At 33.2% G+C, this 13,725-nt stretch carries 10 protein-coding genes and 2 tRNA genes; 9 read left to right on the plus strand and 3 right to left on the minus strand.

Features of this window, described 5'->3' with window-relative positions; translation table 11 throughout:
• Position 1: 1 nt before the first annotated feature.
• The 4 genes from NLJ00_RS08575 to NLJ00_RS08590 all read left to right on the plus strand — a co-directional run bounded on the left by NLJ00_RS08575 (position 2) and on the right by NLJ00_RS08590 (position 3,408).
• Complete coding sequence (locus NLJ00_RS08575) at positions 2–1,339, plus strand: sensor histidine kinase (protein ID WP_256636902.1); 1,338 nt, start codon at positions 2–4, stop codon at positions 1,337–1,339.
• Between the two features lie 103 nt (positions 1,340–1,442).
• The gene (locus NLJ00_RS08580) at positions 1,443–1,625 is read left to right on the plus strand and encodes a hypothetical protein (protein WP_180856371.1); all 183 of its coding nucleotides are present in this window, start codon (positions 1,443–1,445) and stop codon (positions 1,623–1,625) included.
• A gap of 173 nt (positions 1,626–1,798) precedes the next feature.
• The gene (locus NLJ00_RS08585) at positions 1,799–3,034 is read left to right on the plus strand and encodes a metallophosphoesterase (RefSeq protein WP_256636903.1); all 1,236 of its coding nucleotides are present in this window, start codon (positions 1,799–1,801) and stop codon (positions 3,032–3,034) included.
• 71 nt (positions 3,035–3,105) lie between these two features.
• Positions 3,106–3,408 (plus strand): thioredoxin family protein, encoded by a 303-nt coding sequence (locus NLJ00_RS08590; RefSeq protein ID WP_053474396.1) that lies wholly within the window; start codon positions 3,106–3,108, stop codon positions 3,406–3,408.
• A 33-nt stretch (positions 3,409–3,441) separates the two neighbouring features.
• Here NLJ00_RS08590 and NLJ00_RS08595 read toward each other — a convergent pair whose 3' ends face one another.
• The gene (locus tag NLJ00_RS08595; RefSeq protein WP_073483111.1) at positions 3,442–4,080 is read right to left on the minus strand and encodes a polysaccharide deacetylase family protein; all 639 of its coding nucleotides are present in this window, start codon (positions 4,078–4,080) and stop codon (positions 3,442–3,444) included.
• 95 nt (positions 4,081–4,175) lie between these two features.
• Complete coding sequence (locus NLJ00_RS08600; RefSeq protein ID WP_256636904.1) at positions 4,176–7,457, minus strand: glycosyltransferase family 117 protein; 3,282 nt, start codon at positions 7,455–7,457, stop codon at positions 4,176–4,178.
• 247 nt (positions 7,458–7,704) lie between these two features.
• Here NLJ00_RS08600 and NLJ00_RS08605 point away from each other — a divergent pair.
• Both NLJ00_RS08605 and NLJ00_RS08610 read left to right on the plus strand, forming a co-directional pair.
• Positions 7,705–7,775: transfer RNA gene (locus tag NLJ00_RS08605), tRNA-Gln, on the plus strand.
• Between the two features lie 109 nt (positions 7,776–7,884).
• A tRNA-Gln gene (locus tag NLJ00_RS08610) sits at positions 7,885–7,955 on the plus strand.
• A gap of 84 nt (positions 7,956–8,039) precedes the next feature.
• Here the strand turns inward: NLJ00_RS08610 and NLJ00_RS08615 are convergent.
• Positions 8,040–8,864 (minus strand): universal stress protein, encoded by an 825-nt coding sequence (locus NLJ00_RS08615; protein WP_053474393.1) that lies wholly within the window; start codon positions 8,862–8,864, stop codon positions 8,040–8,042.
• Positions 8,865–9,037: 173 nt separating this feature from the next.
• On the opposite strand from NLJ00_RS08615, the gene rimP reads away from it, so the two are divergent.
• From rimP to infB, 3 genes are read left to right on the plus strand one after another with little or no spacing between them, the layout of a single operon-like run.
• Positions 9,038–9,502 (plus strand): ribosome assembly cofactor RimP, encoded by a 465-nt coding sequence (gene rimP, locus NLJ00_RS08620; RefSeq protein ID WP_256636905.1) that lies wholly within the window; start codon positions 9,038–9,040, stop codon positions 9,500–9,502.
• A gap of 13 nt (positions 9,503–9,515) precedes the next feature.
• Positions 9,516–10,769: a transcription termination factor NusA gene (nusA, locus tag NLJ00_RS08625; protein WP_053474392.1), complete on the plus strand. Its 1,254-nt coding sequence runs from the start codon at positions 9,516–9,518 to the stop codon at positions 10,767–10,769.
• Positions 10,770–10,817: 48 nt separating this feature from the next.
• On the plus strand, positions 10,818–13,688 hold the full coding sequence (gene infB, locus NLJ00_RS08630; protein WP_256636906.1) for a translation initiation factor IF-2: 2,871 nt from the start codon (positions 10,818–10,820) through the stop codon (positions 13,686–13,688).
• Positions 13,689–13,725: the final 37 nt, after the last annotated feature.

Here is a 13,725-nt window from a genome sequence, read left to right on the forward strand (position 1 = left end):
TGTGAAGATAAAACATCAATTGGCCATATTTAATGCACTAACAAGATTGTTGGTGATTTTGGTTTTATGGCTCATGCTTCCTATTTTGGTCGAAAATGTGGTTTACAGACATATTAATAATGGATTAATCGAAAAGAAACAGAAATTCATTGATCATTTAAATCAGCAGGAAATTAATGATTTTATCGAAAATGAAGATGATTCTACCGAAACTTATTCGCAGTTTTCTACACTTCACAGCGAATTTTTGGTTCTTTCCAGAGTTCCCATAAAACCACATCAAAAAAGAACAACTTTTAGTAATGAATATCGAATTATTGAAGGGGAGGAAAATGAATACCGAATTCTGCAGCATCATTTTAGTTATCAAAATGAAGAATATCAACTCGAAATTGGCAGCAGCTTAAGCGAAGTAAAAGACTTGACTTTTATTATAAAGCTTTTTATAATTGTAGTTTTGGTCGTTATTCTTTTGGTTACTTTTTTGGCCGATACTTTTTATATCGAATATTTACTGAAACCTTTTTATAAAATTATCGATACTAAAATAAGGCGGGTCAATGAACCGGAGGTTTTTGATCATACGCCCATAAATGCAAAATCGAGAGATTTTAGGGAATTAGATTTGGTTTTAAACCAAATGATGAATCGTATTGCAGAGCTTTTTAAAAAAGAAAAACAGTTTATTTCTAATGTTTCGCACGAGCTTTTAACTCCAATTGCTTTATTAAAAAACAAGCTGGAGAATTTATTACAAAATGATTCTTTAGATGATAATGCTGTGGATAAAATTGCGGGTTCATTGAAAACGCTCGATATGCTGAAAAAAATCATCAATAATTTACTGTTGATTTCCCGAATCGAAAACAATCAATATGAAGCTAACGAAAATATCAGTTTTCAGGAAATAATAAAAGATCTGCAGGAAGATTTGCAGGATCGTATTGATGATAAAGGAATTGAGTTTGTCAATAAAATGGAACATGATTTTGCTTTTAGAGGAAACAAAACTTTAATTCATATTCTGATTTATAATTTAGTAACGAATGCCATAAAATATAATAAACCGGATGGAAGTATTATTGTTTCTGATGGGTTTTTGCAAAATCAATATTTTATTTCAATTACTGATTCTGGTATTGGTTTAAATGAATCGCAAATCGAAAATATTTTCAACCGCTTTGCCAGAGTAAGCTCAGATCAGGAAGGGCAGGGGTTAGGCCTTGCTATTGCTAAGAGTATTGCTGTTTTTCATCATATAGAAATTAAAGTTAATTCTCTTATAAACGAAGGAACAACTTTTACTTTGTTGTTTCCAGAAACCCAAAAACCCAATTAAAAGTTAATTTTTTCAGATTGGTGCAATCTTCATTTTGTCTTCATTTACTGATTATATCTTTGAGCTATAAATAAAGAAGTAGTAATCACAAAAATCAACAATCATGAAAAAATTAATTTTATTAGCGGTAGCAGTTTTAGGAACAACTGCAATGGTAAATGCTCAAACAACTCCAGTAAAAGAAACTCCGGCAAAAGAAGCAAAAGCTGCTAAAAAAGAGAAAAAAGCTGATAAAAAAGCTAAAAAAGCAGAAGCTAAGCCAGAAGCGGCAAAAGCTCAAAAATAATGCGATAAAGGTTTATTGAATAAACTTTGTTGTAGACTAAAGGTTTTAAATAATTTGGCTGCAAAAGCTGATAGAGAAATCTATCGGCTTTTGCTATTATTTGAGTTAAATTTTTGATAATAAAAAGCGATAGAATATTCATTCTTTGTTACTTTGCTTAAAACTGTAAATAAATGATCCTTCGTTTTATAATTCTATGTGCTCTTTTTCTATTTATTGAGTTCTATTCGTATCAAGCCTTTCGTACTTTAATAAAATTAAGATGGGTATTGATCAGCTATCAAATTATTAGTGTACTGCTTTTAGTTTTCATTATATATTCTTTTACGCAATTTGACCGTTCTGTTGGGCAAACCAAACAAACCATGTTTACAATGGGATTAATGTTATTGGTTTATGTTCCTAAAATTGTGCTTACACTTGTAATGTTTGGAGAAGATATTTTTAGAATTGGAGCCAGTATATTAAACTACTGCATGTACAATGCGCCTAGAAAAGAAATGATGCCGGACAGACGTAAGTTTGTTAGTCAGATTGCTTTAGGATTGGCAGCTGTTCCGTTTTTATCTTTGATTTACGGAATTTTCGAAGGGAAATATAATTTTAAAGTATTCAAGCAGACTATCTTTTTTCCAGATCTTCCAGATGAATTTGATGGTTTTAAAATAACACAGATTTCTGATGTTCACAGCGGAAGTTTTGATAATCCTGATAAAATTAATTATGCAATTGATTTGATTAATGAACAGGAATCAGACATGATTTTGTTTACAGGAGATATTGTAAATACGCATGCAAAAGAAATGCATCCGTGGCTGGAAACTTTTAGCAGAATTAAAGATTATAAATACGGAAAATATGCTGTTTTAGGAAATCATGATTACGGAGAATACGTGACTTGGCCTTCTGAAAAAGAAAAAGATGAGAACTTTGCAGAAATCAAAAATCTTTATGGTAAAATAGGTTTTGATTTGATGCTGAATGAAAATAAATACATTCAAAAAGGTGCAGATAAAATTGCTTTAGTTGGTGTTGAAAACTGGGGACAGAATTTTAAAAAGGCCGGAGATTTAAAAAAAGCTTCACAAGGACTTCAGGAATCTGATTTTAAAGTTTTAATGAGCCACGATCCAAGTCATTGGGAATATGAAGTTAAAAAAGATCCTAAAAACTTTCATTTAACTTTATCAGGTCATACGCACGGAATGCAGTTTGGAATTGAAATTCCGGGATATTTCAAATGGAGTCTGGCGCAATACATTTATAAACAATGGGCGGGACTTTATGAAGAAGCCGGAAGATATGTTTATGTGAACCGCGGATTTGGTTTTCATGCTTATCCTGGACGAGTTGGAATTATGCCTGAAATCACGGTTATTGAACTAAAAAAAGGTAAGAATGTGGCTTAATTCGTTAAAAATGCTACATTTGTATTAATTATATCTTTTTAATAGATTAAAAGAATTAAATTTTTGGTTTTATGTCAAAATTTGGAGAACTTATAAATGCTCAGGTTCCGGTGTTAATTGACTTCTACACAGATTGGAACGAATCATCAGTATTGATGCATCCGGTAATAAAGGATGTTGCGGCTGCGCTTGGAGACAAAGCGAAGGTAATTAAAATTGATGTTGATAAAAATCAGGAACTGGCCGAAGCATTAAGAATTAAAGGACTTCCGACTTTAATGATTTATAAAGAAGGACAAATGATCTGGAGACAATCCGGAGAACTTGATGCAAATACACTTATCGGAATTGTTCAGGATCAATTCGACGTATAAAATACTTCAGAAATAAGATATTGTTCGGGTTTTCTAATGAATAATGTCAAACTTATATCCATTCTCTTTTAAAAAATGCAGCGTTTTTGGTAAGGCAAATTTTAAATTTGGCGATGCTTTTATGCTGTCATGGAATACAATTACGCTTCCCGATTTTACATTTTTGGTAACATTTTCAAGGCATTTTTCAGGAGTTATACTTTGGTCAAAATCCGCGCTTAAAACATCCCACATTATTATTTTATAGCCAAGTTTGCGTAAAATCTTTGATTGCGCTTTTTTAATTTTCCCGTAAGGCGGACGAAATATTAAATTGTTTGGTTTTATTTCTTCTTCTAAAATCTTAGCGCAGTTATTTACATTTTCGATATAATCATTGGTATGTATTTTCCAGCCGTTTACATGGTTCATCGTATGGTTTCCAATACAATGACCGTCTGTGATTAATTTTTCGAATAAAGATAAATTGGCTTTAATATTTTTTCCAATACAGAAGAAAGTAGCTTTTGCATCAAACTTTTTAAGTTCAGATAAAACCCAGTCTGTAATCTCTGGGGTTGGGCCGTCATCAAACGTTAAGTATATTTTCTTTTCGTTGTTTGGAATATCCCAACAATATTTAGAAAACACCTTTTTAATAAATGAATTAGTTTTTACCCAATAAAAGCTCATTTTGATTTTATTTATATCTACGTAAAAATAAAAAATGCAGCGCTTTTTATCAAGAAGCACTGCATTTTTTTAATCAATATATTTTTCGTATATTATTATTCTTTTTCGCGTCCAAAACGTTCAAAAACATTTACATACGTATTAAATACTGTTTTATGTTTTTCGTAGAAAGCTTTATCTTTATTTTCTCTCATAACATGAAGTAAACTTCTGTAACGCTCAATATCTGTAATAATATCCATTGCTAAATCAGTTTGGTCACCAGGCGGCAGAGTAGCGTAATAGTTTAGATTCTCTTTGTATTTATTTACTAGTTTATCTAATAAATCATGCGCTTTAGCTGTTTCTCCTACTTTATAATATCCGCCTGCAAATGGCTCAACTAAAGAATAATAACCAAATTTATCCAATGGCATTTTTGTCATTGCTAAATTAATTACGTTTTTAGCCTTGTCAATTTTACCTTCGGCAATAAGTTCGTCTACTAAACGAGATAAGTTAGTACGGTATGTAATACTGTTTCTTCTGGTTTCAGGATCATGATAAATTTTTTCACTTTCGCTGTTACCCCAATCCCATTTCATAACGATATCATACATTTTATCAGCATCAATTTGTCCCATATCCATTGGCCCGCCATCTTTAGAAGGCACGTTTCTAACAGGAACTAATTTATAAACCATACCGTCTAATTGAAGATAATCTTTCAACCATAAATAATCTTCATCATCAAAAGCACCTCCACTAAAATAAATTGGACGTTTCCAGTTGTTATTAGCCAAAATATCCAGCATCATTAACCTGTTTTTGTATAGCGCACTTCCTTTAATGTCAATATCCATATAAGGAACAATTGAATCATTATATTTAGGATTTACAACTTTGTTTTTAAGAATGATGTTTTTGTCAACATTCACTCTAATTTTATTCGTTGGATAAAAATGAATCGTTTGTCCGTTTTGTAAACCTACAGTTGACTTTGGATTTTTAATAAAATCAAGGAAATCTTTAATGTTCCAGCGTGTTTCAATCTTCGGAATATGAGCTACATAATCCAATTTATCCCCAACATATTGATCATGTGTAAATGATATTGGTAAAGGATCAGATTCATATGATTTTGCTTTCATTTGGTCGATATACCAATCTGTCATGAAAAGACTTGTATTTACAATCTTAACATCGGTTCTAAAATGTTCAATTTCCTGAGCATACCAAAGCGGGAAGGTATCGTTGTCTCCAATAGTAAATAAAATAGCATCCTTATCACACGAACTTAAATACGCTTTTGCCATTGCAACAGCAGTATATCTGTTTGATCTGTCGTGATCATCCCAGTTTTGAGAAGCCATTAAAACCGGCGCAGCCAATAAACTTACTGCAATAATAGCTGGCCCGGCGATTTTTGGAGCAATATATTTCTGAATACTTTCATATAAAGAATAAACTCCAAAACCAATCCAGATGGCAAAGACATAGAAAGATCCAACCAGCGCATAATCTCTTTCACGAGGTTCAAAAGGTCTTTCATTTAAATAGATTTTTAAAGCGATTCCCGTAAATAAGAATAAGGCTAAAAGCACATAAAAACTTTTAAGGTCTTTATTAGCATGATACATTATTCCAATTAATCCTAAAATGAAAGGAAGGAAATAGTAAACATTACGTCCTTTGTTGTTTAAAACATCAGATGGTAATTTATCCTGAGAGCCCAAATGAACAGAGTCCAGCGCTTTGATTCCGCTAATCCAGTTTCCATCTAAGTTGTCGTATTTCCCCTGAACATCGCTTTGACGTCCAACAAAATTCCACATTAAATATCTCCAGTACATATATCCAAATTGGTATTCGAACATAAAACTGAAATTATCACCAGTAGTTGGTTTTTCGATTATAAGATATTCTCCGTAGCTTTTTAAGAACTTAACATAACCTTCGTTGTCAATTTGCTTTTGAGCATAAGCATTTCTGAATTCAGATATTGTTTTTTCTACTTCATTACGAAGCTGTCCAGTTGCTTTGTTGTATTCTTCTTCGGTTAATTGACTTGCATCAATTCCGTATTTACCTAAATCATCCTCATAATTATAGTCTGGATTGATTCGGAATTTAGGCGGATTTGTGAAACTGATATAGTTTTGAATGTGTCCGGTTTCGGTACTCCACATTCTTGGCAGAATTGCTTTTTGATTGTCGTCGCTGTTTTGTTCAGCGTTTTTATAATTGTTGGTAATAATATATTTACCAGTTTTATTGTCTCTTTCGTAGTTAGGTTTTTTGTCTAAATATGGAGTGTTAGCATCAAGACCGGCGAAAACTTCGGTATATTGAGGGCCATAAAATAATGGATTTACACCGTATTGTTCACGATTATAGTAGGCTAAAACCTCGGCAGCATCTGATGGTTTGTTTTCATTAATTACCGTATTGGCATTTGCACGAACTGGAAGCATCATCCAGGTAGAGAAACCAATTAATATAAACAAAGTACAAAGGATGATGGTGTTATAAAAAATTAATCCTTTTTGTCTAGTGAATTTTAATCCGAAATAGAAGAAAGCAATTAATAATAAAGTCACAAAAATAGTTCCTGAATTAAAAGGTAATCCCAAACTATTTACCATGAAAATTTCGGTTTTACCAAAGAAAGCCATGGTTAAAGGCAAAAGTAATTTGAAGATAAACAACAAAATTCCAATTACAACGACATTGGCAATAAGGAAGTTTTTAATGGTAACTTTTTCGTAATGCTTAAAATAATATAAGAATCCAATTGACGGAATCGTTAATAACGCCATAAAGTGAACTCCAAAAGAAAGACCAACAACCAAAGAAATGATTAATAACCATTTATTTCCTTTTGGTTTGTCCATATCTTGTTCCCAGCGTAATCCAAGCCAGAATAGTAATGCAATTAATAAAGAAGCCATTGCATAAACTTCGGCCTCGACAGCATTAAACCAAAAACTGTCAGAGAAAGTATAAGCTAAAGCCCCAACAAAAGAACTTCCTAAAATAACAATAGAATTATTTTGATCGATTTCGGCAAAACGCGCTACGATTTTCTTTAAAATCATAGAAGAAGACCAAAACATAAATAAAATTGTAAAGGCGCTGGAAAAAACAGACATCATATTTACCATTAAGGCTACATGCTGGGCATCAATAGCAAACATGGCAAAGAAAGCTCCCATCATTTGGAATAAAGGCGCTCCCGGCGGGTGGCCAACTTCTAATTTAGCTGCTGTGGCAATATATTCGCCGCAATCCCAAAAGCTCATTGTAGGTTCGACAGTTAATGTGTAGGTAATTAAAGCGATTGCAAATGCAAACCAACCAATAATTGTATTCCATTTATTGAAATTGAATTGTGCCATATTTAGGTGTTATAATTTTGTATGTTTTTCAATCCTACAAAGAAAATGTTTTTTTATGTAAAGAAACGAGCATTAACAAAAAATTCTATAATAACTATTTGTAAATATTAATGTATTGTGTATAAGGCTCTTTGGGAAAAGTACGAGACTTTAAAATGAAAAAGAATGAAAAAAAATATTTTTTTTGACAAAAAAGTTTGCGCAAACTAAATAAAACCTTAAATTTGCACTCGCTTAACAGCACTGCTGGTCTATGGTGTAATGGTAACACAACTGTTTTTGGTGCAGTCTTTCTAGGTTCGAGTCCTAGTAGACCAACATAAAAAGCCTCTCAAATCGAGAGGCTTTTTTTTATGCAAAAAAGTTTGCTTAAAAATTTGCACAATTTAAATAAAGGTTTAATTTTGCACCCGCTTAACAGCATTGCTGGTCTATGGTGTAATGGTAACACAACTGTTTTTGGTGCAGTCTTTCTAGGTTCGAGTCCTAGTAGACCAACATAAAAAGCCTCTCGATTGAGAGGCTTTTTTTATGGAATAAATTTAAAATTCAGAGTATTTATTTCTTCATTGAAATTTCAGTTTAAATTTTTAAGGTGATAACGGGTTTTACCGCATGGTTTACTAAGCCTTCACTTATACTTCCGTTAAAAAAGTGTGCGAAACCAGTTCTTCCATGAGTACACATTCCAATAATATCGGCGTTTATGCTGTTAGAGAAATTGATAATTCCTTTTTCGATATTAGTGTCATTGTAGATATGTGTGTCGTAATTTGTGAGATTGAAATGATTTGTAAAATCCTTAATTGCTTGTTCGATTACGTGTGTTGGTTTAAAACTATTTGGAGTGCAAATAGTTACCAGATGTAATTTTGCGTCAAAGGATCTAGTGAAATTTAAAAGCCTTTCAAACGGTTTTTTGGTTTCTTCTGTAAAATCAGAAGCAAAAACAATATTTTGAACATTGAAATCTGAAATATCTTTTTTGATGACTAAAACAGGAATTTCGGAATTTCTTACTACTTTTTCGGTATTTGAACCAATTAATAATTCTTCAAGTCCTGAAGAACCGTGTGAGCCCATAATAATTAAATCAATATTATAGTCTTTGCTTACTTGAGTAATACCGTGAATTGGTTTGTCCATTTTTACAACTTCCGTGACCTGAATTCCGTCAAGAAAAGCGCTTTGTGAGATTGCGTCAAGAGTCTCATTTGCTTTTTGCATAAAAAGCATAGTTTCGGGAATGCTTACACCCCCAAATATTGCATCATTGGTTTGATGCGGGAATTCGAGCATGTGTAAAATAATGATTTCAGAATTGTTTTTTTTTGCGATTTGAGCGGCGATTTTTAAGGCGTGTTCTGCATGTTCTGAAAAATCAGTAGGTACTAAAATTCGTTTCATAATTTTCGGGTTAAATTATTAGAATAATATGTTTTTGAACGCTACTATAAAGATAAGAAATATTTTTAGAGCAATCTATTTATTTGATTTATAAAAAAATCACTATATTTGCACCGTTATTTATTAAAATCTAAATAATGAGGGGACTAATTGTCCCCTCTTTTTATAAAATTATGACATTTAAGGAAAAAGTAAACGAATTAATTACAGAAGCTCTTCTGGAAAAGCCATCGATCTTTTTGATTGATCTTGCTATTTCTGATTCTTTTAAAATTAGTGTAGGTTTAGACGGAGATAATGGAGTGGCGCTTCAGGATTGTATTGATATTAGTCGTGCAATTGAGAATAATCTGGATCGTGAAGAACAGGATTTTTCGCTTGAAGTTGCATCGGTTGGAGTAGGTTCTCCTTTGAAATTAATAAGACAATACAAGAAAAATATTGGTAGAACGTTGATTGTTACTACAAATAATGAAAAAATTGAAGCAGAATTAGTAGAAGCTAACGATGTTTTTATAATTTTGTCTTGGGAGGCAAGAGAACCGAAAAAAGTAGGAAAAGGAAAAGAAACAGTTCAAAAAGAACAACAGATACCTTATACAGAAATTAAAGAGGCAGTTGTTACAGTAACATTTTAATTAAAGAATTCGCATGGAAAATTTAGCATTAATCGATTCATTCTCAGAGTTTAAAGATAATAAACTTATTGATCGTGTAACGCTTATGGCAATTTTAGAGGACGTGTTTAGAAATGCATTGAAGAAAAAATACGGTTCTGATGATAATTTCGATATCATTATAAATCCTGACAAAGGAGATATGGAGATATGGAGAAGAAGAGTTATCGTTGCTGACGAAGATCTTGATTTTGAAAATGAAGAAATTACTTTGACTGAAGCAAGAATGATCGAAGCGGATTTTGAAATTGGTGAAGAGGTTTCTGAAGAGGTAAAATTGATTGATTTAGGAAGAAGAGCTATTTTGGCTTTACGCCAAAACTTAATATCTAAAATTCACGAACATGATAATACAAATCTTTACAAGCAATTTAAAGATATTATTGGTGATATTTATACTGCCGAAGTACACCACGTACGTCCAAGAGTTGTTATTTTAGTTGATGACGAAGGAAACGAAATTGTGCTTCCAAAGGAAAAACAAATTCCATCTGACTTTTTCCGTAAAGGAGATAATGTTCGTGGAATTATTGAAAGCGTGGAATTAAAAGGAAATAAACCACAAATTATTATGTCTAGAACTTCTGAGAAGTTTTTAGAAAAATTATTTGAACAAGAAATTCCTGAAGTATTCGACGGTTTAATTACAGTTAAAAATGTAGTGCGTATTCCGGGAGAAAAAGCAAAAGTTGCTGTAGACTCTTATGACGACAGAATTGATCCTGTTGGAGCATGTGTTGGTATGAAAGGATCGCGTATTCACGGAATTGTTCGTGAATTAGGAAACGAAAATATCGACGTAATCAACTATACAAACAATATTCAATTGTTTATTACAAGAGCATTAAGCCCTGCAAAAGTTTCTTCAATCAAAATTGACGAAGAAAACAAAAGAGCTGAAGTATTCTTGAAATTAGAAGAAGTTTCTAAAGCAATTGGTAGAGGAGGTCACAATATTAAATTAGCGGGTCAGCTAACAGGTTACGAATTAGATGTTATTCGTGAAGGAGATGTTGCAGGTGCAACGGCTGATGAAGACGATGTTGAATTAACAGAGTTCTCAGATGAAATCGAAGACTGGGTAATTGAAGAATTTGCTAAAATAGGTTTAGATACTGCAAAAAGTATCTTAAAACAAGAAGTAGAAGATTTAGTAAGAAGAACGGATTTAGAAGAGGAAACAATTCTTGACGTTATGAAAATACTAAAAGAAGAGTTTGATAACTAATTATCTGCTCTAACAACACAACGAAAAAGGTAATAATAAAAAGGTTATATGTCTGAAGAGAGAGTAATAAGAATAAACAAGGTTTTAAGGGAATTAAATATCTCGTTAGAAAGAGCTGTTGATTATCTAAAAGATAAGGGAATTGCTATTGATGCAAATCCAAATGCTAAAATTTCTGACAGCGAATTTAATATCCTGCAAAGCCAATTTGCGGGCGATAAGGGGAATAAGGAAGCTTCTAAAGAAGTAGGGGAAGAGAAAAGAAAAGAAAAAGAAGCATTGCGTGTTGAGCGCGAGAAAGAAATTGAGGACAAACGCAGACAAGACGAAGAGCGTCAGAAACAACAAGAAATCATCAAAGCGAGAGCTGTTGTTACCGGACCTGTTCAAGTTGGTAAAATTGATTTAAATCCAAAAAAACCTGCTGTTGCTCCAGAAGAACCAGTTAAGGCTGAAGAGCCTAAAACTGTTACTCCATCTCAAACAGAAAAACCTGTTCAAAAAGAAACTACACCATCAGAGCCTGTTGCTCCTGTAGTATCTGAAGAGAAAAAGGTGGAAAAACCAATTATTACAGAGAAAAAAGAAGTAAAAGCTGAGAATTCTAAAACAGCGCAGGAGCCAATTGTTTCAACTGACCCTGCAACTGCTGAAGAAACGATCACTACTCAATATCAAAAATTATCAGGAACTACTCTTACTGGGCAGACAATTGACTTATCTCAATTTAACAAGCCTAAGAAAAAGAAGGAAGAACCGAAAATTACTCCAAATAAACCTGGAGCTCCGGGAGCTGGAAACAATAATAACGCTAATAAAAATAAGCGTAAAAGAATCGCTCCTAAACCTGGTACACCGGGTGCGCCAAAACCTGCAACAGGAAATGCGCCGGGAACACCAAATCCTAATAAAATTACTCCAAATACAGGAGGTGGAGGCTTCAATGCTAACAGAAGTGCAAGACCAGGTTTTGTAAAAGGAAACCGTCCTGCAATTGTTGCAAAAGTTGAGCCTACTGAAGAAGAAGTAAAAAACCAAATTAGAGAAACTCTTGAAAAACTTCAAGGTAAAGGCGGTAAATCTAAAGCGGCTAAATACAGAAGAGATAAAAGAGAAACGCACCGTCAGAAATCTGATGATGAGCAAAGAGCTCTTGACGAAGGAAGTAAAACGATTAAAGTTACAGAATTTGTTACAGTAGGTGAAATTGCAATCATGATGGATGTGCCAATTACTAAAGTAATTGGAACTTGTATGTCTCTTGGAATCATGGTAACGATGAACCAGCGTTTAGATGCTGAAACATTAACTATTGTTGCTGATGAATTTGGTTACGAAGTTGAGTTTATTACTGTTGATATCGAAGAAGCAATTGAGGTTGTTGAAGATAAAGAAGAAGATTTAGTTACAAGAGCACCTATCGTTACTGTAATGGGTCACGTCGATCACGGTAAAACATCTTTACTGGATTATATTCGTAAAGAAAATGTTATCGCTGGTGAGTCTGGAGGTATTACACAGCACATTGGGGCTTACGGAGTAACTCTTGATAATGGTCAAAAAATCGCATTCTTAGATACGCCGGGTCACGAGGCGTTTACCGCAATGCGTGCACGTGGAGCTCAAGTTACCGATATTGCTATTATCGTAGTAGCGGCGGATGATGATATCATGCCACAAACAAAAGAAGCAATTTCTCACGCACAAGCTGCGGGAGTGCCAATTATATTTGCAATCAATAAAATTGATAAACCAAATGCTAATGTTGAGAAAATCAAAGAGCGTCTGGCTAGTATGAATTTACTTGTTGAAGATTGGGGTGGAAAAATTCAGTCACATGATATTTCTGCAAAAGTTGGAACAGGAGTAAAAGAATTATTAGAGAAAGTTTTATTAGAGGCAGAAATCCTAGATTTAAAATCTAATCCAAATAAAGCGGCTCAAGGAACAGTTGTTGAAGCTTTCTTGGATAAAGGAAAAGGATATGTATCAACAATTTTAGTTCAGCACGGAACTTTAAAAGTTGGAGATTATATGCTTGCAGGAAAACACCATGGTAAAGTTAAGGCGATGCATGATGAAAGAGGGCATATAGTTTTAGAAGCTGGTCCTTCGACTCCGGTATCTGTTTTAGGTTTAGATGGAGCTGCAACAGCAGGTGATAAGTTTAATGTATTTGAAGATGAAAAAGAAGCAAAACAAATTGCATCTAAACGTTCTCAATTAATGCGTGAACAATCTGTACGTACTCAGCGTCATATTACACTTGATGAAATTGGACGTCGTATAGCTCTTGGTCAGTTTAAAGAATTGAACGTAATCCTTAAAGGAGACGTTGATGGATCTGTTGAAGCATTATCAGATTCGTTCTCTAAACTTTCTACTGAAGAAATTCAAATTAATATCATACATAAAGGAGTTGGTGCAATTACAGAAACTGATGTTATGTTGGCTTCTGCATCTGATGCAATTATTATCGGATTTAACGTTCGTCCTGCTGGAAACGCAAGACAGCTTGCTGATAAAGAAGAAATCGATATCCGTTACTACTCTATTATCTACGCAGCAATCGATGACTTGAAAGATGCGATGGAAGGAATGTTAGCTCCTGAAATGAAAGAAGAAATTTTAGGAACTGCAGAGATTCGCGAGATTTTCAAAATTTCGAAAGTTGGTTCAATCGCTGGTTGTATGGTAACAGATGGTAAAATCTTAAGAACTTCTAAGATTAGAGTTATTAGAGATGGAGTTGTAGTTCATACAGGTGATCTTGTTGCTTTAAAACGATTCAAAGATGACGTTAAAGAAGTAAGCAAAGGTTATGATTGTGGTATCCAAATTAAAGGATTTAATGATATCGAAATAAGCGATGTTATTGAAGCTTACCATGAAGTAGCAATTAAAAAGAAATTGAAATAATATTCAAATCTATATGTAAAGTCCCAATGAAAATTGG

The sequence above is a fragment of the Flavobacterium panici genome, from assembly GCF_024499525.1.
Classification (GTDB): domain Bacteria; phylum Bacteroidota; class Bacteroidia; order Flavobacteriales; family Flavobacteriaceae; genus Flavobacterium; species Flavobacterium panici.